This window comes from Leptospira venezuelensis (assembly GCF_002150035.1).
GTDB lineage: Bacteria > Spirochaetota > Leptospiria > Leptospirales > Leptospiraceae > Leptospira_B > Leptospira_B venezuelensis.
The window spans coordinates 279463-299362 of record NZ_NETS01000007.1 but is presented as its reverse complement, the minus strand read 5'-3'; the positions used below and the strand labels follow the sequence as shown (position 1 = coordinate 299362).

The window sequence follows — 19900 nt, the reverse complement described above, 5'->3', positions numbered from 1 at the left end:
TCCCCTTATATTAGAGGACCTTCTCTTCGTATACGGGAAACTTCTTCGGCCTTAACCGATAGAAGTGTCCCTTAATAATTTTCGGAATTTGGAACCCCTAAATATTAGCGGGAAGCTGCTAAAATTCGGGTTTTTGCTTTTAGGACGAGAGTATTTTTCTCGCTGGAGGCAGGAAGAGCTTCCGCTTCTTCTAGGGCTTTTTGAGCGGCAGCAAGGTCGATATCTTCCTTCAGGCTACCGTGGTCAGTCAAAATTGTAACTTTATTGTCTCTTACTTCGAAAAACCCGCCTTCGATAGCGGCGATCTTGGTCTTATTTCCTTGTCGGACTTCCAACACGCCGATCCCAAGTAGGGAAACAAGAGATGTATGGCCCGGATACACTCCGAAAAACCCTTCGCTTCCAGGCACGACGATGCTGTCCGCATCGCCGTGGAAGAGTAGTTTCTCTGGAGAGATTACCGATACGTCTAGCTTGGCTGCCATCGATTATGCTCTCAGGTTTTTGGACTTCTCGATCGCGTCTTCTATGGTTCCTACCATGTAGAAGGCTTGCTCTGGAAGGTGGTCGCAATTTCCGGAAATCAACTCTTTGAAAGAGCGAACTGTATCTGCAAGTTTTACGTATTTTCCAGGAGATCCTGTGAATACTTCCGCAACGTGGAAAGGCTGAGAAAGGAATTTCTCGATCTTTCTTGCTCTCGCAACAAGAACCTTATCGTCCTCAGAAAGTTCGTCCATACCAAGGATCGCGATAATATCTTGAAGATCTTTATAACGCTGAAGAATCCTTTGCACCTCGCGAGCAACACCATAGTGTTCCGCACCCAGAACTTCTGCGTTCATCACGCGGGAAGTTGAATCGAGCGGGTCAACCGCAGGATAAATCCCTTTATCAGAAATCGCACGAGAAAGAACCGTAGTTGCATCCAAGTGAGCGAAAGCGTTAGCAGGAGCAGGGTCAGTCAAGTCGTCCGCAGGAACGTAAATCGCCTGAACGGAAGTAATGGATCCCTTACGAGTAGAAGTAATACGCTCTTGAAGAGCACCCATCTCTGTGGAAAGAGTTGGTTGGTATCCTACTGCAGAAGGCATACGTCCGAGTAGAGCCGATACTTCTGATCCCGCTTGGGAGAAACGGAAGATATTGTCTACGAAGAGTAATACGTCTGTTCCGATAGAATCGCGGAAATGTTCTGCCATTGTAAGAGCAGAAAGAGCAACACGAAGACGAGCACCAGGAGGCTCATTCATCTGACCATAACAAAGTACAGTCTTGTTGATAACTCCGGATTCTTTCATCTCTCTCCAGAGGTCGTTTCCTTCTCTGGTTCTTTCGCCAACACCAGCGAATACTGAGAATCCACCGTGTTGTTTCGCGATATTATTGATCAACTCTTGGATAAGAACTGTCTTACCTACTCCGGCTCCACCGAAGAGTCCGGTCTTTCCACCTTTGATATAAGGTGCAAGAAGGTCGATAACCTTGATCCCTGTTTCGAATACTTCCGTTTTAGGGGAAAGGTCTTCGTAACTTGGAGCCGCTCTGTGAATCGGTTTACGCTCTTTCACTTGGATAGGAGCGCCTTCATCAACAGGCTCTCCAAGAACGTTAAAAATTCTTCCGAGGGTCACATCCCCAACTGGAACGGAGATAGGAGCTCCTGTATCAGAAACATCCTGTCCTCGGACCAAGCCGTCAGTGGAAGAAAGAGCAATCGCTCTTACTGCACTACCACCGATATGCTGTTGCACTTCGGCGATAATTTTTTCCTTTTTGCCTTCTACGACCGCGTCGATTTCAAGCGCGTTAAAAATTTCGGGCAGATGTCCGGACTCGAATTCGATATCCAAAACGGATCCGATGATTTGTTTTACTTTACCTTTGCTCATCCAAGTACTCCAATACCAGAACTAGTTTAGCGAGTCCGCACCCGCTACGATCTCCGAGATCTCCTGAGTGATCTTCGCCTGACGAATACGGTTATAACCGCGGGTCAGAAGTTTGATCATCTCGGAGGCCGCGTCCGTTGCGGATTTCATGGCCACGCGCTTTGCGATCTGCTCGGAACAATTTGCTTCCAAGATCGCTTTTAAAAATGCAGTTTTTACCACTAAAGGAAGAAGTGATTCCAAAATATCAGCCGGACTTGGCTCATATAGAACGTTGGAACCTACGTTAGCTTCTCCTTGTGCTTCGAACGGAAGAACCTTAGTAACTTCAGCCTCTTGGTTTGCAGAAGAATGATAAACTGTAGAAATAATTTCCACAGAATCCACCTCTTCACTTGCAAATAGACCCAAAAAGAAGTCTGCAAATTCTTCCGCTTCCTTGTAACCGGACTTATCGTCGATATGAGTATAAGATTTTTCTATTTTCTCTTTTGCGAATTGGAAATAGGAAATTCCCTTTTTACCGACAACAAAAAGTCGAACGTTCACGCCCTGATCTTTCAATTCTTGGATACGATTTTTTGCTAAACGGATCGTCTTGGAGTTATATCCTCCACAAAGACCTCTGTTTGCAGTAATCACAAGAAGAGCGATCGAACGGATCGTATTCGGTTTTCTTAAATAAGGACTTTTTACTACGGAAGCAAGTGATGCAAGCGCTCCCACCAATTCCTTAATTTTGTTAGAGAATGGATGGGACGCGTTCACCCGATCACTCAACTTTTTGGATTTAGCCGTAGCGACCATTTCCATAGTTCGAGTGATCTTCCGAGTGTTTTTAACGGAGCTGATCCGTTTCTTTATTTCCCGAGGTGTAGCCAAGATTTTTCTCCGCTTACTTCAGGTTCCTAACAAAGTCAGCTGCGATAGAGGCGATAACCTCTCCCAGTTTTCCTTCGTCCGAAATTTTCTTTTCGGTGCGAATAGCGTTCAAAACTTCCGGTTGTTGTGTGCGAAGAACGTTTAATAAATGTGCTCCGAACTCTCTCACCTTAGGAACTGGAACCTTGTCCATATGTCCTCTGGTTACCGCGAAAATTTCGACCACTTGTTCTTCTACAGGATAAGGGCTGGAAACAGGTTGTTTCAACATCTCGACGATGCGATATCCTCTGTCCAACTGAGCCTGAGTGATTGGATCTAAGTCAGTTCCAAGTTGAGCGAATGCTTCTAACTCTCTGAACTGAGCTAATTCCAATTTCATTTTTCCAGCGACTTGTTTCATCGCTTTGATCTGAGCTGCGGAACCAACACGAGATACAGAGATACCCACATCCACTGCAGGACGAACCCCGGATGCGAATAAGTTGGATTGCAGATAAATCTGACCGTCAGTGATCGAAATCACGTTAGTCGGAATATAAGCAGAAACCTCACCTTCTTGGGTCTCGATGATAGGAAGCGCGGTTAAGGAACCTGCTCCATATTTTTCGTCCAATTTAGCCGCTCTTTCTAATAAGCGAGAGTGGAGATAAAATACGTCTCCAGGATAAGCTTCGCGGCCCGGAGGTCTACGAAGAAGAAGACACATTTGGCGATAAGCAACCGCTTGTTTTGATAAGTCATCATAAACAACTAAGGTAGCTTTTTTCTCATTATACATGAAGTATTCTGCAAAAGAACAGCCAGAATACGGCGCAATATATTGTAGAGGAGCAGGATCAGCAGCAGTTGCGGAAACCACGATGGTATAATCGAGAGCTCCAACTGCTTTTAGTTTTTCCACGATAGTCGCTACAGTGGAAGCTTTCTGTCCGATCGCTACGTAAACGCAGATAACGCCGGAACCTTTTTGGTTGATGATCGTATCCAGAGCGATGGAAGTTTTACCAGTTCCACGGTCTCCAATGATCAACTCCCTTTGTCCACGGCCTATCGGGATCATTGCGTCGATACTTTTGATACCGGTTTGAAGAGGCTCTTCGACCGGTTGTCTTTTGGAAATACCAGGAGCAGGACTTTCTACCGCACGAGTATGTTTGGTATTGATCGGTCCTTTTCCATCCAGAGGCTCACCAAGTGGGTTTACCACACGTCCGAGCATTTCCGGTCCTACCGGAACCTCTAAGATTTTTCCAATTCTTTTTACGGAGAATCCTTCACGGATGTTTTTGTAATCTCCGTAAATGATCACACCCACGGAATTGTCTTCCAAGTTGAATGCCTGACCGCGAACTCCGTTTTGGAATTCCACAAGTTCTCCAGCCATCACGTTTCTGAGACCGAAAACTCGAGCGATACCGTCCCCTACTTCCAGAACAGTTCCGACTTCTTCGACACCCAGATCTTTTTTATAATTTAAAATTTCCTGTTTGAGGACCGACGTAATTTCGTCTGTTTTAATTTTCATACACCACTCCGACCGGTAATTTGCTGTCCAGCAAGGTTTGCCTTACTTTCTTAAGTTGGCTTTTCATGGAAGAGTCGATCGCCAAGTCTTGGAATCTGACCACGAAACCTCCGAGAAGGCTCGGATCTTCACTTGCTTCCAAGATGAACTCCGATTTGAATCTTTCTTTTAATACTTCCCTAAGTTTGGAGAGAGAAGCCTCATCCATAGCGGGATAACTTTTAACTTTCGCGCGAACTCTTCCTGCTTTACGATCCAGTTCTTCTTTTAAAGCTTCGTGAATTTCGGAAAGAAATGAAAATCTTCCCCTGCGAAGAAGCACCTGTAAAAAGTTCAGTGTGATTTCCGAAATTTTCCCCTGGAAGGTCTTTAATAGAACAGCTTCCTTATCTTCCCTTTTAACGGAAGGGGTATCGAAAAAATCGCGGAACTGCGGTTCTATCTTAAAAATACTTACGATAGAATCCAATTCCTGTTCGGCTTCTTCCGGAGAAGAACTAGCGTCCGCGAAAGCGGCCGCGTATGTTTTTGGGATCGCAGAATAGCTCATTTGTTACGCGCTCAGTTTCTTGATCTTGCCTAACTCGTTCTCGATAAAGGACTTATAATCGTCAGCTTTTAACTGTTTCTCCAGAACCAGAGCCGCGACTTGAACGGTCATGTCCACGATCTGTCCTTGGAGTTCTGCCAATGCTTTGGATTTTGCGAGTTCGATATCTTTCAGTGCAGTATCTTTAAGAGCCTTCACTTCTTTCGAAGCATCATCCAACATTTTGTTTTTCAGGTTAGTAGCGTCCGATTTGGCTTCCGCTACGATTCCGTTAGCTTGGTCTTTTGCTTGAGCGATTCTTGTTTCATAATCTTTCAGCAAAGATTCCGCTTCGGAACGTACGTCAGCAGCCTTACGAATATCGTTTTGGATGGTCTCAGCTCTTTCATCCAGAGCTTTGAGGATCACATCCCAAGCGAAAACTTTAAGGATAATGACGACTATTGTGAAGGTAATCAGGGTCCAAATGATCAGACCCGGATTAACGTCTAGTAGTGCGCCTAATCCCCTGTCAGCTGCCAAGAGAAACAAGATTATTTACCTTCAGCCGGTGCAGAAACTTCAGTTTTAGCAGCAGATGCTTTGCTAACTGCAGTGTTCAGAGTTCCACCTGCAAGGAACGCAATAACGATTGCGAACAGAGCCGCACCTTCGATAAGGGCTGCAGAGATGATCATTGCAGTTTGGATTTTTCCAGCTGCATCAGGTTGACGGCTGATTCCTTCAGCAGCAGAGCCACCGATTCTTCCGATTCCGAGTCCTGCGCCTAAAATAGCGAGTCCAGCTGCGATTCCTACTCCAATGTAACCTAGTCCGAATTCCATTTTATTACTTTCTCCTATTTGAAATCAAAACGCTTATAATTAAAATTAGTGCCTATGCATGCTCGATCCAATAAAGAGCGAAGTTAATAAAGCAAACACGTAAGCCTGTAAGAAGGCCACGAACAATTCCAAGAAATAGATAGCGACTGCCCCAGGAACGGAAGCGATAGAAACCCATAAAGTCTGGAATTGGAAAATAAATCCGAGCAGCGCTAAGATGATTACGTGTCCAGCGGTCATGTTCGCCAAAAGACGCACAGTGAGTGCGAATGCTTTAGCAAGTGGGGAGATGATAAACTCCAATGGCCACATTAGTAAATAAAGAGGTGCAGGAACTCCATTCGGAACGGAATGAAGAATGAACTTCGGTCCTTGGTAAACGAATCCTGTTCCGTAGATCAGAAGTAATGTAATAAGTGCAAGAGAAACGGTTACGGAAACATCACCTGTGACAGTAATACCATTCCAAACTTTTGCGATCCAGATCGGTTCATGGTGACCAGAAGCTGCATGTTCTGTTGCAGCTGCAACTTCTTCGCCTGCATTCACAGATTCGATTCCAAGTTGGATCACTTCTCCTACTGGAGGAATGAGTCCCATTAAGTTACAGAATAGAATGAAGAAGAATAATGTGAAAATGTAATGATAATAAGAATGTCCGTGGCCATCAGTATTTGCATCCACTACATCCTTTTTCAAGAAAGTGATAAAAGCTTCGACAGCGTTCGCAAATCTACTTTGTATCTTTAATGGATTTTTTGCGATCAAACGAGCCGCTGGAATAAATACGATTAAAAGAAGGAAAGAAACAATCCACATCATCGTAACACGACGAGTGATATGAAGATCGATACCGCCAACGAAATGGAATCTATGACCGGTCGAATGATCTACGAAGATGTTTTCTGCATGAGGATCAAAACTTTCATGTCCTTCGAAAACTTTCTTTCCACCCACGTTGAAAGGAAACTCAGCGTGGTCCATCAAGTGGTGAACCAACACCTCATTCAAATCGAAAGGTTTGGAAGCTTCTCCCTCAGAAGCAAATAATGGAAGTGAGAACAATAATAATGCGGTTGCGAAGATTTGTTTCAACATACTTGTAAAGGGTCCTCTCGTAAACGACAGGAAAGAAGAGTTTTGGGAGCACCACCCAGGGTTCTATTTCCCGCAAAGTCACTCTAAAACGTTCTTTGAGGCGTTTTAAGGGGTCACCTTGCGAGTACCAATATTAAAAGGTTGGCGAAATGGGCAATAAAAAAACCGATCACGAAACCCTCACGTTCACCTCTCCAGATAAACAGTACTAAAACGGCTAAATGAATAAAAAAAGACAGAACAGTCGTTCCAAATTGAATCGGAAAACCATCTTTGGAATGTTTCCAAAGGTTATAAAATCTAAAATAATTAATAAGTAAAGATAGGACGAGAGATATTACAATCCCCTTCCATACGCTAGGATAAGAAGCTCCGTAGAACCAGAACCATAAACCGAAGATAAGTAGAAGGATTACAAAGCCTAAATAATACTTTTTAGGCTGCAATACTCCACCAGAGTCCTTTATTCCCAAGAACGGAACCTAGTCCTTTTTATCGAATTGGGAAACTCTGGTGATAAGATAATAAATCCCGTAACCGAATCCGAAAATCGCCCCGAATAAGATCCCAAATGGAGACCAACCGAAACGTCCATCCAGATACCTTCCTATAAAGACGGATGCAATAAGAATAAAAGCAAACTCCGTCCCTACACTAGCAAGCTGCCATGCAGAAGTATCGTTATTTTCTGGTGGTTTTTGATCCGGTTCGCTCATATTTATTCTAATACGGTTCCGATCCTATACCAACGGACCTGCATTCTAGGTATTCTATAGAATATAGTACTCTTGAACCAGTTCATATTAGAACCAATGTCTCCACATTTCGATCTAAATTCTTCCGGATCGTATTTTTGCGCGGAGTCTCCGTTTAGCCCCAAGTCTTCTGCACTTTTGTAAGCGCATACATGGTCTTTCCAATTGATGGAGAAATAGATCAATGCAGCTTTTCCAAGTATATTGTCCCTAGGAACAAATCCCCAAAATCTAGAGTCAGAAGAATTCGTTCGATTGTCTCCCATCATCATATAATGATCATCCGGGATCACACAACCTGTAATCTGAAAACAGTCTGCCTCTTTGAATTCATGATTATAAGGGCGCATGTTTCCTTCGATGACATAGTGCTCAAAGCCAGGTTTACTTTCTTTAAAAAGATAATATTGGACTGCTGCGTCATCGTCCAAGTCATCGAATAGATTTCCCTTTTCTGCATCCTTGAAATCATAAGCGGAGAAGTCTGTTTTTCCTTTTCCCATATATTCTATTCTGCCATAGACAGTAGGAAATCCATCTCTCTCATGTAGCACCTTTACGATTCGAATCCTATCCCCAGGAAGACCGATCACTCTTTTTACGAATCTTTTTGGAAACCAGCCTTCTTTCTCTTCAGGCGAGACTGCTCCATCTGGCGGGATAAAGGTTACGATATCTCCTCTTTTAGGATCATCGTATCTTTTGAGTTCGATATCCGTAAAAGGAAGTCTGAGAGAATATCTCATTTTATTTACGAACAGAAAATCCCCTATCTTCAAAGTGGGGAGCATAGAACCCGATGGAATATTGTTCGCGTCCAATACTGAGGATTTAAAAGCTAAAACTAATAAAACGATAAAAAAGAAGGAGAGTGAGGAATCTACGGATTCTTCTCCAAAGATTTCTTGGATCCATGTAGGAAGTTTTTTCAAAAAGGTACTGCCCTTCGGCTGGCTCATAGGTCTATTGATACGGGATCGGTATTTCCCGTCAATTCGGAAGACTAAAGATCCATTTTCGTCTCCTTAGGTTCGCTCAGAAACCACCGAACTCATAGACTTCAGTTACATGCCACCCGTTTTGGTGACGAGCATTGTTTCAGCTGTTCTATCCAGACAAAAAGCCTCAACCCCGCCACCTCCGTTTGCGAAGTATTGCGGATCATTTTCGATGATAAAACAATCCTCTCCTTGGTCATCTATACATGCTTGGGTAGAAGCGACGCAGAAAAAATAGCTAGCAACCGGATTGAATTCCTCCTTCTTCTTTCCTTTGATCTCGTCTATATCCTCTTTGGAACAACCGAAAAAGAGAAATAAACTAAGAGCGGATAATAAAGGGAGTTTTGAAAGCATAAGATAGTCAGATCCTCGCGATCATACAATAAGTTCCGTTTCTTCCCCACCTTGCGGCCTTTGTGTGAAATTTCACGATTTTTTGACCGGAGGTGAGAGCACGGTCCGAGCCTTGGCGAGGGACGCGGCCATAGCTTTTTTCCTAAAAATCCTTACTGTTTTTTTGAAAAGGACGATATTAGAAACGTGAAAGAGCAGATAGACCGCAAAATTATCGAACTTCGCCGCCACCTGATTTCTCTGAAACAGAGCTATCCTATCGTAGGATTGAAAGGAGGCACGGAAACGGAAGATATGGATTCGGACGAGATCCGAGCGCTTCATATCGTGGCTAAAGATTTGGTTCCGGTCACTGTTAAGATCGGCGGACCGGAGGCCAGAACAGATATCCGTATGCTCGTGAAAGAAGAGATCGAAGGTATTTCTGCACCTATGATCGAATCTTCGTACGCTCTTAAAAATTTTATTTCTACTCTTAAAAGTATGCTAAGTCCTGTGACTTTTTCCAAGGTCACTAAGGCTATCAACCTGGAGACAATCACAGGTTATAAAAATATGTTGGAGATTGCTGACTCCAGTGCTTTCGAGGATCTGGATCAGGTGACTGCTGCAAGATCTGATCTCTCGGCTTCTATGGGAATGATCCCTGATGATAAAGAAGTGATGAAAGTTACTCGCACTATCATTGCGATCTCCAAAGACAGAGGTAAAAAAACTTCTGTAGGCGGTACGATCACCAAACAAAATTTCAGAAAGATAGCTGAAGAGATCCGTCCTGATAAGATCAACTCCAGACATGTTTGTGTGGACGCTATGAAATCTCTGGAAAAATTTCCGGAAGAAGTAGCAGAAGTTATGCTACAATTCGAGATCGAATTGTATGATCTATTCTCTCTTCTAAAACCAGAGAAGGCCTACGGCTATAAGAATAGAATGGAAACCAACCGAGAAAGGATTGGGTCCAGAAAGGTTCTCTATTCCATTCGGTAAAAAATGGCCAAAGATACAAGAGACCTAATCTTAAGAACTTCCCTCAAATTATTTTCTGAACAAGGGTATCACGGATCTACCATGAGGCAAATTGCCCAGAGAGCCGGTTTATCCTTGGGCCTTGCCTACCGCTATTTCGAATCTAAAGAATCAATTTTAGAAGGGATCATTGAGTCACATGATACGATCCTAAAAAAATATCTCCCTGAAAAATTGAATACTTCAGAGAATAGAGCCGAGCTTATCCAATTTTTAGGCGGACAGATAATCAAATTGGTTAAAGAGAACGAAGAATATCTTCGTTTATACTGGAGTTTAATGCTCCAGCCAAAAATCCATAGATTAAAAAAACGGAATATTCATTTGGTTAATTTAATCTTTTATGAGAATTCTAAAAAGATCATACTTGCTTTAAAACCAAATTATACTGAATTCGAAGTAAAAAATCTTACTTCAGCGATCATAGGTTATATGATCAATCACCTGACCAATAAGAGAGAGTTTACCCTGGAAGATTTCCGCGCGTATATAGTTTACGCCTTGGAGAACACCTAAAGCCTTAAAAAGCTCTCGGAAAAAATTCGTATTAGGACAATCAGATGATACGTTTTCTTTCCTTCCCTACTCCCAAAGAAAAACATTCCGCCTCTAAAGCGATCACTCGGAAAACGGATGCCACGTTTTTAAAAAATTTCTCACTGGCAAAAACTCTAAATAAAGAGAAAGTCTGGATCGACGTAGAAAATCCTAGTTCGGAAGATCTTATCTTTTTATCTAAAAACTGCGGGTTTCATGATCTTGCGATCGAAGACTGTGTGAACAGGAACCAGAGACCCAAGTTCGAAGATTACGAGGACCATGCGTTTATAGTCCTTCATAGTTTTAAATCAGAAGGCGAACAATCTATTTCTGCCACCGAAACTCATGTATTTTTCAATCGCAAGTTTATAGTTTCCGTCCATGAAAATAAGGAACCATTAATAGATTCTCTTTGGAATCGGACCCTTATGGAGCAGAATTTTTCTTCTAAGGGAACAGATCATGTTCTCTATCTTTTATTCGACCTTTTGGTGGATTCTAATTTTCCAATTTTGGACCAGATCTCGGAACAAATTACAGATCTGGAAAATCAAATCTTGATCAGCGAGATTGAACCGGACTTTATAACAAATATTTTATACGTGAAAAGGAATCTGGTCCGAATGAGAAGGGTTCTTTCTCCCCAAAGAGAAGTGCTAAATCTGATTATGAGGTATGAAGACAAATTCCTTTCTGAAAGAGTTAGATTTTATTTTAGGGACGTATATGATCATTTGAGTAGGCTAGTAGAAACAATTGATATGGACAGGGACCTGATCGGGAACTCTATGGATGCATATTTCTCTATTCTTTCTCAGAAAACGAACGATATCATCAAACGATTGACCCTGGTCTCTATGATCTTTATGCCTCTCACATTCTTGACTGGATTTTTCGGGATGAATTTTACGGAACTTCCTTACGAGAGCAGACTAATCCTAAGTGGCTCTCTTACCACAATGCTCGCAATCCCTGCCGTTATGATTTTGTATTTTAAATATAAAAATTGGTTCAAAGATTAGTCCAAGTCCTATGGACAAAAAAATTGCAATCGTAACAGGCGCAAGCCGAGGCATAGGCGAAGAAGTTTCCAAACAACTTTCCAAATCGGGGATCCACATTATCTGCGCTTCCCGTAAAAAAGAAGATTCCGAAAAAACTGCATCTTCTATCCAAAAATCAGGCGGCTCTGCAGAAGCATTTGCTCTGGATGTTTCCGATCCTAATTCTATCCAATCTTTCTTGAAAGATGTTCTCACGAAATATCCAAAGATCGACATTCTTGTAAATAACGCTGGGATCTATCTGGACAACGGCTCTATCGAAAACACTACATTAGAAATGCTTCAGGGAACCTTGGATACAAATCTGATAGGACCTTTTCTTTTATCCCAAAAGATCCTAGGAGTCATGAAGAAGAACGGTTATGGAAGAATCGTAAACGTCAGCTCAGGTATGGGACAACTTTATGATATGAGTTCAGGCTATTCCGCATATCGTATTTCCAAAACTGCTTTGAATGCACTGACTAGAATTCTTCATTCAGAATCTTCCGACAAAGATATTAAAGTGAATTCCGTATGTCCTGGTTGGGTTCGAACAGACATGGGCGGTAAATCAGCAACTCGTTCTGTAGAACATGGCGCTGAGACAATTGTTTGGGCGGCTCAATTAGACAAGAGTGGACCAAGTGGAATTTTTCTAAGAGATAAGAAGGAGATTCCTTGGTAAGGTTTTTGCGTACAGGATCACTTAGAAAGAATAGATTTTCCATTTGTTGGAATTCCAACATGGATTTGAAGTGAGGGATATTCTTGACGGAGAAATGGTTTTGTGATAGGGGTGTAAGCGCTCTCCCACGGGCCACTCCCCCCAATCCCAATGCAGGGCGGGGGCGCCCCCGAGCCCATGTTGGAATTCCAACATTCTCCCTACTTCCCGAAGAGGCCCTTGACTCCGTCCACGAATTCTCTTCCTACTGGAAGATTGGTCTCATCTTCGTCTTTCAGATAGATTGTATATGCCCCACCTGCTTGGGATTTTGCGGCAGAAACAAGATTTCGATTCACCATATGTTTTCTGTGGATGCGTAAAAAATCCGTTTTAGGTAATTCTTTTTCTAAGTCGCCCAATAGTTTGGCAGTTTCGTAATCTCCATCCTTAGTATGTAGAACAGAACGTTTTCCATTGGCGGTAAGATAATATAGATCTGCATACAAAACTCGGTGGATCAAGCCTCCATCACGAAAAACAAATACTGGATCCGGTTCTCCGCTTGCCCTGGAATTAGAAATGGACTTTAGCTGCAGATGATGAAGCGCCCTTTCCATACATGCGGAAAATCTTTCTTTTGTATAAGGTTTCAGAAGATAATCGCAGGCTCCCACTTCGAATGCTTTGAGTGTATGTTCTCTGTAAGCAGTTGTGAATACTAATACGGGAAGATTCTCCCCGATTTCTTCCAAAACTTGTAAGCCCGTTTTTTCAGGAAGATTAATGTCCAAAAACATTAAATCGAATTTTTCTTTTTTCAGAAGGTCAATTGCCTGGGAACCCGTTCTTGCGATCCCACCTACTTCAAACTGTGGCCAATATTCCAAAAATTTGCGGAGAAGGTCCCGAGCAGGGACCTCGTCTTCTATTACTAATACCTTATATAGCACGCTATTCATCTTGATGCGAATTCCAATCTTAATGTGGTGATTCCAGATTTATCTTTTTCTAATTTGAGTTCCGCTTCTCCGAAATTATACTCTAACCTGGATTTTATATTGTTTAAGGTGCGAGAAAATTCGGATTTTTTGTATTCCGGCAATAAATGATGTTCTTGCTTTTCGTTTCCGTTGTTTTTGATCTCTATTTTTATTCTTCCAAAACTTTCGGTAGCGCTAATCTCCAGGATCCCTGCCTCGGAGCGATTTTCTAATCCGTGCTTAAAGCTATTTTCAACTAATGGCTGTAAGGTGAGAGGAGGAATTCTAAGCCTAGAAAAGTCTCCCACTTTTTTGATCCTGATAGTCAGAGAGTCTGAAAATCGGATCCTCTGTAACTCCAAATAGTTCACAGTAAAGTCCCACTCTTCCGAAAAAGGGATCGTTTTTTCGAAGATCCTGTCAGATAAAAATCTGTAAGTTTCCGAAAGTAGAATGAGTGCGTTATCTGCTTTTTGTGGATCCGTTACGAGTAAGGAATGTATTGTATTTAAAGTATTGAACAAATAATGCGGATCCATCCGATTCTGAAAGGTCCGATATTGAATATCCTTCAACTCGCTTTCCATCTTCTTCCTTCTTTCGATCAGGATCTGCATGGATTTTTCTAAGAATGAAATAAATAAGGCTAATATTAAGCTACTTAGAAGAATATTGTATGATCCCCCATGAGGCCTCTCAACTCCTTCTCCAGCTAATAATAATACATGTATAATTCCCCCCGAAGCCACCCCCAACACAGAGGCGATCGCAGAGGCAACTACAAGAAAAGCACCTGTAAAAAATGCCCCTCTATTCATCCGATTTAGAAATTCTACCGAAAACTCCACTATCGAACATACACAATGTGTAGTTACCTGGGTAGCCAAGAACACCTTCCAAAAAGGAGCCTGGGAATTATGGGCGACTAACAATGAATTCATTGTGCCGATCACGGTGTTTATCGTTAACCAGAATAGTATCTTAAAAGTGCGCATAGAGAGAATGGTCGAAAATTTTTTTCCGGTTCCGACTCCACTGATCCTACATTCTTTTAACCCGTCGATTCCCTTTTTACAATCTTATTCCAGGGAAAGTATCGTTTATTCCAATCGAATAGAAACTACAGAAATCGGATCGACCCGTTTGTTAAATACAAAGTCTGGTAGACAAGAGAGTAAGGATAAGTTTATCTAAACGAAATTTTTTCTTTACGACTTTTGTCGGCAAGTAATCGAGGGGGACCTCTTTGAAAAGGACATCTATTCGAAAACTGATCACAGCTGCATGTTTTATTATGGGATCTGTACATTTATCCGCTGAGGAAATCGTTACCACTAAGAAAGACGAACCGGACGGTTTTTACGGTTTGAAGATAGGTGGTATCCTCTCCCCTTCTTATAATCAAAGAATGAAAGATGGTGGATCCGGTCTTACTAATGCTTATCCTAATGAAGAGCCGGGCTTCTCCACGCCTTGGACCCTTTTGACTATTAATAAAGAAATTAAGGAAACCGGGGTCAGCTTGGAATTATGGGGAGAATTATTACGTTCTGCTCAAGTAAGCGCAGATACGCGAATGGACGGAGGAGTGAAATCCAATCCGTATATTTTAGGGATCAGAAGGGCGCTTATCCGCAAGACCTGGGAGACTGGACTCGGAGAATATTCACTAACGTTCGGGATGCAGGAGCTTCCACATACATACACCCAATGGAAAAACTATTGGAGATGGAGATATGTAGACAAAGGGCCTCTCGAAAGTCTGGGGTTTGCACCCGCTCCCGCCGATGTTGGGTTAGGCGGTACCGGAAAGTGGGACACTTTATCCGCACAAGTTGTTCTTTCCAATGGAGAAGGTTACAGGCAAACCCAAAATACTGACTCCACTGGTTTCGATCTTTCTTCTAGACTTTCTTACGAGCCTAAGATTGGTGATGAGAACAGGATTGGTCTTCATTTTTTTTATAGATCCGCAAACTTAACAGGCACCACTTCTTCAGATTGTAAAGAAGGAACTGCATGTCTTGCCTCAGACAATAACCCATTAACCAACCTCAGAAAGGATGTTCGTTCCTTAGAAAGTGACTCTTATGCTGTTGAGGCTAATTTTGATCGTAAAAAAATTCTTAACTTCGGACTTGGATACGTGTTCAGAAAACAAAAAGGCGGAGAAGTCAGAGACGTTTCCAAACCATTCGGAGCTGTGACTCCAGGATTGGATTCTACAGGAACTGCAGCTTACGCCTGGTTGTCTTTAGGATGGGGGGATTTTAGGATCGTGGGCAGATTAGAAGGAGGGAGTGGAAGAGATGGAATGCTCGCCGCTAACCGAACTCGGATAAATCAGATCATGCCTGGAAGTCCTGAATCGGATTATTGGAATATACAAACCAATTCTATAGGGCCTTTAGTAAATTCTTCCGGCTACTCCGTCCGTTCCACTTTTAGAAGAGGTTCCGTATTCGCAGAATGGAATATTACGGATTCTTTACGTGTTTCTATTGGATACACTGAATCCAGGAATAGGGACAAAGACGGAGATAGAGAACAATCCTATGTGGATGGATCCGGAAATGAAAGGACCAAAGCGGAGTATTTACAACAATTCCAAGGCGGCGCAAATAACGGGATAGTATCCTACGGCCGCCTGACCAAAGAGTTAACTCTTTGGACCACCATCGAATTTTAAGGAGATATTTATGAAACTAAGAGTGTGGATGATCTTAAGCTTAATTCTTTCCATCGGTTCCTTGGTTTTAGTAAGCCAAGAGAACAAGGAGAAGGAGGCGAGAGTTTCTTTTCTGATTGGAAAAGTACAGTTACAAAAAGGCGGCAAGGGAAGTTGGAACGTTCTAAAACAAGGAGATATGGTTTCAGAAGGAGATATAGTTTCTACTGGAAACGCGTCAAAAACTACCCTTCTCTATAAAGGTTCCGAGTTCAAAGTCCTTCCGAATACAAAACTGAAAATTTCCAGTTTATACAACGAGTCAAAAGATGGCAAATTAGAAGTTCAAAGTGGATTTGCTTGGTTCCAATTGGTAAACCTGAAAGGTAGAAAATTCGAAGTTAGCACCCCTACTACCACTGCTGGAGTCAGAGGAACTGCATTCTCCGCATTCCATGATCATAAAACCAAGGATTCTTCCTTCTGCACTTGCGAAGGTAAGGTTTTAATGAATGGAACTGGAGATCCAAAAGATGGAACTATGCAGGAAAAAGGAAATGGCGGTTATTATCCCGGTAGCGGAGAAGAGCCTAAAAGAAGTTCTTATGATGGAATTATCGTAAAATTCAAATCTCTTCCTCCATTTAAGGACTTGATGAAAAAGAATATATCGTTAAAGAACTGTTTGTCCTGTCATACCCCTCAAGGTTGGACTCCGGAAGATTCTGTCCCAGGCGATGAGACTTACGGCGGCGGAAAAATGTAAATCTTTTATTAAGATTTTGGAATGTTTGAGAGGCTCAAGAATTCTTGAGCCTCTTTTTTTATCTTAAGGGCAGCTGATCGCATTTCCGGGGTTGGAAGCAAATGCGCCCTGGAACTGAAGTCCTCCGAATAGATAAGGATAAGCTTCCGAATTCGGAATCGGGATAGTAACCAATCTCAACTTATCTGTAGTAGATTGCAGATTACATTTATTTCCAGAGCTTACATTCGTAATTGCATCCAAGGTCAAGGAACTAGGTAAAGGGACTTGTCTCAATACGTTATTTACTAAAGGAACAATCAAAGAACGGATCAAAGGATCTACCACTTGGAAAATTCCCTTAGGATCCAAACCAAATGGATTAAATGTTGGTCCTTCCAGAATGTCCATTGTATAAGACATGCTAGCTTCATCTTTTCGGATCACAAGACTTAGCGCGTTCAAATTATTATATTGAGGTTTTCCTATAGGATCCGGATTTACAAAAGGTATGAAATTAAAGGATCCATCCCCTTTTATACTTACACGGACAGTATTCAAAAGATAACGACAACTATTTGCAGCATTATCTGCGGCAGCTGCACTACAAGGTACGACACTTCCATTACCTACATCAGTTCCTGGAAGTCTTCTGCCATATATCCTTAATTCCAAATCCGTAAAGTTCACTACCAGGGTAGGAAGAGAATTTGTTCCTCCAAATTTGAATTCACCGTTCGGAGCATGAATCGCATAGACATCAATGTCCACATCATCCATTGCACTTACGCTCGGAACAAACTTAGTGGGATCACCAGGTTTCAAACCTACTAAAGGCCTACCTGGAGATAAGATATTCAGTAAGGTCCCAACTTTCACTAACTCTTGTGTTAATTCAAAGAGAGGATCAGAACCCGCATACTGTTTGATCTGATTGATAAATTGTTTATTGATCCTTAAATTTAAGGCTCCATTTTGCCATAGGCTATAAGCTGCCTGCGTCACAGTATCCGCATTCAAAGTAAGGAGTAATCCAGGATTAGCATTACTTCTGGAGAATGGATATGTTTTTGCCATAGCAGTGCCCGTCGGAATAGGACGAGTACTGACAAAGCCAGTAGCTAATTGATGTCCATGATAATTAGGATCCGTATTAACAAGAGGAGTTTTGGCAACCAAAGATACACTTGCGGACGTTAAGATCCCTTTATTCGTTCCATCCGATTTTACTACTGCATCATTTTGAGCCATCAATCTTAGAGACAAAGGAAAATTGTTTAAAGGTGCGGGCAAATAATCCGGCAGAGTCACATCCAAGCCGGGATTATTCAAAGAAACTAATACTGCATTCATCGCCTCTACAGATACTCTTTCTACAATATCTCTCAACATGGATTGAGTGATGTAAGGTGTTGCCTGAGGAACTGCATTATTCGCTACACTTTCTGTAATCGGAGAAAGCCAAGAACCTAATGTGTCTGTAGCAGCGAGTAAATTTACGCCTGCTACATTTAAATTATTGGTCCACTCTGAAACGTAAAAGTTTCCATTGATCCCATCCGTAGGTGTATAAGGAGTTTTGATCGCGACTGCGATTTTTCCGGCAGAATCAAAACTTGCATTCGCTTTTGCTCTGGCTAAACGAGAAGTATACGGTGAGTTCGGATTCAAAGTTGCTGTGGTAGAAAATCCGTATGTATCATCATTTCCTAATAAACAAGCAAGACCCGTACAATCATGAGAATATCCGATCGTTGTGATATCTATCACTGACCTTTTCCCATTTAGGTCGACTCCCATTACTCCATCCGCCTGGACGTAGATTGAATCCGTAATATTTGTAGTATTATCTGGTGCTAAAGGCGGAACTACTACATTATTAATGTATACGTCCAACCACATTGGAAGATTTCCCAAGAAGCTTGCAGTAATATTAAATGCACCTGTATTTCCGGCAACCCCACAATAACCATTTCCGAATTGGCCTGCCATATCCCCATAGGTTTTTACGTAATTCACGGAGATCGGGAAATCGTTCGCAGTGATAGACCAAAAATCTATACACCTTCTATCCGAAAAGTTGCCATTACCATCAGGGTCCCGGAGAGGAGTAACATCCGTGGTTTTAGGAGATCCCGAAAAATCGTTAAATGTTTTGTTCGTGATCTTAAAATCGGCATGAGCAAATCTTTGAAGAATATTAGAGAATAGTTTTAAAGTCTGAGCCTCATCAAAAACTGCCGCAGAAGCATTGGTGATCAAAGCATATGGAGTAGAATTTACTTTTCCGTAATTAAATCCGAATGACCTGCGAAATGTTTTCCCATCTGCAGTGGAAATTTGAAATTCGTATGCATTTCCACCTTGGAAAGGTTTTAGCCCGGCCTTCGCTCCTGAAAAAGTATTCAAGTTCAAGGAAGAAGCCAGAGGTGCAGTCATGTCGCAAGGGGAAGCCGCACAAATCACATGCTCCGCAGTTGAACCCATATGTTTTAATTTGATACTTTGGATCTGGTTTGGATTACTCGGATTCGAAAAACTTGCATTCAGATTCATGGAGATCGTACCCGGAGTTGCATCCAAGTAAGTCAGGTCCTTTTGAGAATTTGCTGGACCTACCCCGGTACCATTTAAAGACATTGTAATATAATAATCTGGTTCGGTAGTAAAGCTAACTGTATAAGGCTGAAGACTTCCCCCTTCCAATCCTTTGGAGGCTGAAGTTAAGGTAAGCTTGTAAGTGGTATTTGCTTTTAATTCTCGATATGGATCAAATACCAATCTTCCTCCAGACTTCCAATAAAAAGTCCCTCCTTTTTCGGCAGAAGGTCCGGGGAGAAGTGTTCCGTTATCTTCAGTAAATACGAAGTCGGCCTTAACCGTACTTGAAACCATAGGTTCAGAAAAAACGATCTCTAAACTTTTGTAACGATCTACTTGAGTGAGACTAGCTAAGTTAAGAAGGACCTGAGGCCCGGTGGTTCCGAAATCTACAGGTAACGTTGCGGGTGTATCAGTTTCAGTATAATTAATATTATTAGAAGCTCCTGGGATTGAACCACCATCATCGATAGGGATTCCAATGGAACTTAAGAAGGAATCAAGCATACCTCCTCCTTTTTCGGAACCTTTACATCCCAAAAATAAAAGGGGTAACGCCAGACAGGTTATAACAACCGTCCGTTTAATATAAATTCTTTCTCTTTCACCCAATCCGGTAACCATCTTTTTTCTCCAGTTTTCAATCGCATGATTTCTTTCGAATTCGGCCAGAATCGGCACCCGTCAGTGCCTATCCAACCTCAGACCGGACCTTCTTCTTACGAAGAACTGCCCAGCCT

21 protein-coding genes are annotated in these 19900 nt (G+C 42.1%); 6 read left to right on the top strand and 15 right to left on the bottom strand.

Features of this window, described 5'->3' with window-relative positions; translation table 11 throughout:
• Positions 1-104: 104 nt before the first annotated feature.
• From atpC to B1C82_RS03355, 12 genes are all read right to left on the bottom strand, one after another.
• Positions 105-485 (bottom strand): ATP synthase F1 subunit epsilon, encoded by a 381-nt coding sequence (gene atpC, locus B1C82_RS03410; RefSeq protein WP_020771277.1) that lies wholly within the window; start codon positions 483-485, stop codon positions 105-107.
• 3 nt (positions 486-488) lie between these two features.
• Positions 489-1892: a F0F1 ATP synthase subunit beta gene (gene atpD, locus B1C82_RS03405; protein ID WP_086446204.1), complete on the bottom strand. Its 1404-nt coding sequence runs from the start codon at positions 1890-1892 to the stop codon at positions 489-491.
• 21 nt (positions 1893-1913) lie between these two features.
• Positions 1914-2774 (bottom strand): ATP synthase F1 subunit gamma, encoded by an 861-nt coding sequence (gene atpG, locus B1C82_RS03400; protein ID WP_086446203.1) that lies wholly within the window; start codon positions 2772-2774, stop codon positions 1914-1916.
• A gap of 13 nt (positions 2775-2787) precedes the next feature.
• A complete protein-coding gene (gene atpA, locus B1C82_RS03395; protein ID WP_086446202.1) occupies positions 2788-4302 on the bottom strand; it encodes a F0F1 ATP synthase subunit alpha in 1515 nt (504 codons plus the stop codon).
• The gene (atpH, locus tag B1C82_RS03390; protein ID WP_086446201.1) at positions 4292-4852 is read right to left on the bottom strand and encodes an ATP synthase F1 subunit delta; all 561 of its coding nucleotides are present in this window, start codon (positions 4850-4852) and stop codon (positions 4292-4294) included. The genes atpA and atpH overlap by 11 nt, the downstream gene beginning before the upstream one ends.
• A gap of 3 nt (positions 4853-4855) precedes the next feature.
• Positions 4856-5383 carry a F0F1 ATP synthase subunit B gene (locus B1C82_RS03385; RefSeq protein WP_086446200.1) on the bottom strand — a complete coding sequence of 176 codons (528 nt, stop codon included), beginning with the start codon at positions 5381-5383 and terminating at the stop codon, positions 4856-4858.
• A gap of 2 nt (positions 5384-5385) precedes the next feature.
• Positions 5386-5676: an ATP synthase F0 subunit C gene (gene atpE, locus B1C82_RS03380; protein WP_008595212.1), complete on the bottom strand. Its 291-nt coding sequence runs from the start codon at positions 5674-5676 to the stop codon at positions 5386-5388.
• Positions 5677-5721: 45 nt separating this feature from the next.
• Positions 5722-6774: a F0F1 ATP synthase subunit A gene (atpB, locus tag B1C82_RS03375; protein WP_086446199.1), complete on the bottom strand. Its 1053-nt coding sequence runs from the start codon at positions 6772-6774 to the stop codon at positions 5722-5724.
• Between the two features lie 113 nt (positions 6775-6887).
• On the bottom strand, positions 6888-7247 hold the full coding sequence (locus tag B1C82_RS03370; protein ID WP_234008462.1) for a hypothetical protein: 360 nt from the start codon (positions 7245-7247) through the stop codon (positions 6888-6890).
• A gap of 9 nt (positions 7248-7256) precedes the next feature.
• Complete coding sequence (locus tag B1C82_RS03365; protein WP_086446198.1) at positions 7257-7490, bottom strand: AtpZ/AtpI family protein; 234 nt, start codon at positions 7488-7490, stop codon at positions 7257-7259.
• Between the two features lie 2 nt (positions 7491-7492).
• Positions 7493-8488 (bottom strand): signal peptidase I, encoded by a 996-nt coding sequence (gene lepB / locus B1C82_RS03360; RefSeq protein WP_234008461.1) that lies wholly within the window; start codon positions 8486-8488, stop codon positions 7493-7495.
• Positions 8489-8593: 105 nt separating this feature from the next.
• Positions 8594-8884, bottom strand: coding sequence for a hypothetical protein (locus B1C82_RS03355; protein ID WP_086446197.1), 291 nt, complete (start codon positions 8882-8884; stop codon positions 8594-8596).
• 186 nt (positions 8885-9070) lie between these two features.
• Here B1C82_RS03355 and B1C82_RS03350 point away from each other — a divergent pair, with 186 nt between their 5' ends.
• Genes B1C82_RS03350 through B1C82_RS03335 form a run of 4 tightly spaced genes read left to right on the top strand, consistent with a single transcriptional unit; the run spans position 9071 to position 12184 of the window.
• Positions 9071-9874, top strand: coding sequence for an aldolase/citrate lyase family protein (locus B1C82_RS03350; protein ID WP_008594733.1), 804 nt, complete (start codon positions 9071-9073; stop codon positions 9872-9874).
• Between the two features lie 3 nt (positions 9875-9877).
• Positions 9878-10429, top strand: coding sequence for a TetR/AcrR family transcriptional regulator (locus B1C82_RS03345; RefSeq protein ID WP_086446196.1), 552 nt, complete (start codon positions 9878-9880; stop codon positions 10427-10429).
• Between the two features lie 44 nt (positions 10430-10473).
• The gene (corA, locus tag B1C82_RS03340) at positions 10474-11475 is read left to right on the top strand and encodes a magnesium/cobalt transporter CorA (RefSeq protein WP_086446195.1); all 1002 of its coding nucleotides are present in this window, start codon (positions 10474-10476) and stop codon (positions 11473-11475) included.
• 10 nt (positions 11476-11485) lie between these two features.
• A complete protein-coding gene (locus B1C82_RS03335) occupies positions 11486-12184 on the top strand; it encodes an SDR family oxidoreductase (protein WP_086446194.1) in 699 nt (232 codons plus the stop codon).
• Between the two features lie 200 nt (positions 12185-12384).
• Here B1C82_RS03335 and B1C82_RS03330 read toward each other — a convergent pair whose 3' ends face one another.
• Positions 12385-13125, bottom strand: a complete 741-nt coding sequence (locus B1C82_RS03330; RefSeq protein WP_086446193.1) for a LytR/AlgR family response regulator transcription factor — start codon at positions 13123-13125, stop codon at positions 12385-12387.
• Positions 13122-14087: a sensor histidine kinase gene (locus B1C82_RS03325; RefSeq protein ID WP_086446339.1), complete on the bottom strand. Its 966-nt coding sequence runs from the start codon at positions 14085-14087 to the stop codon at positions 13122-13124. The genes B1C82_RS03330 and B1C82_RS03325 overlap by 4 nt, the downstream gene beginning before the upstream one ends.
• Positions 14088-14392: 305 nt before the next feature.
• On the opposite strand from B1C82_RS03325, the gene B1C82_RS03315 reads away from it, so the two are divergent.
• Complete coding sequence (locus B1C82_RS03315) at positions 14393-15835, top strand: TonB-dependent receptor (RefSeq protein WP_086446191.1); 1443 nt, start codon at positions 14393-14395, stop codon at positions 15833-15835.
• 10 nt (positions 15836-15845) lie between these two features.
• On the top strand, positions 15846-16580 hold the full coding sequence (locus B1C82_RS03310; RefSeq protein ID WP_086446190.1) for a FecR family protein: 735 nt from the start codon (positions 15846-15848) through the stop codon (positions 16578-16580).
• A gap of 63 nt (positions 16581-16643) precedes the next feature.
• On the opposite strand, the gene B1C82_RS03305 is transcribed toward B1C82_RS03310, so the two are convergent.
• A complete protein-coding gene (locus tag B1C82_RS03305; RefSeq protein ID WP_086446338.1) occupies positions 16644-19784 on the bottom strand; it encodes an Ig-like domain-containing domain in 3141 nt (1046 codons plus the stop codon).
• Positions 19785-19900 lie beyond the last annotated feature (116 nt).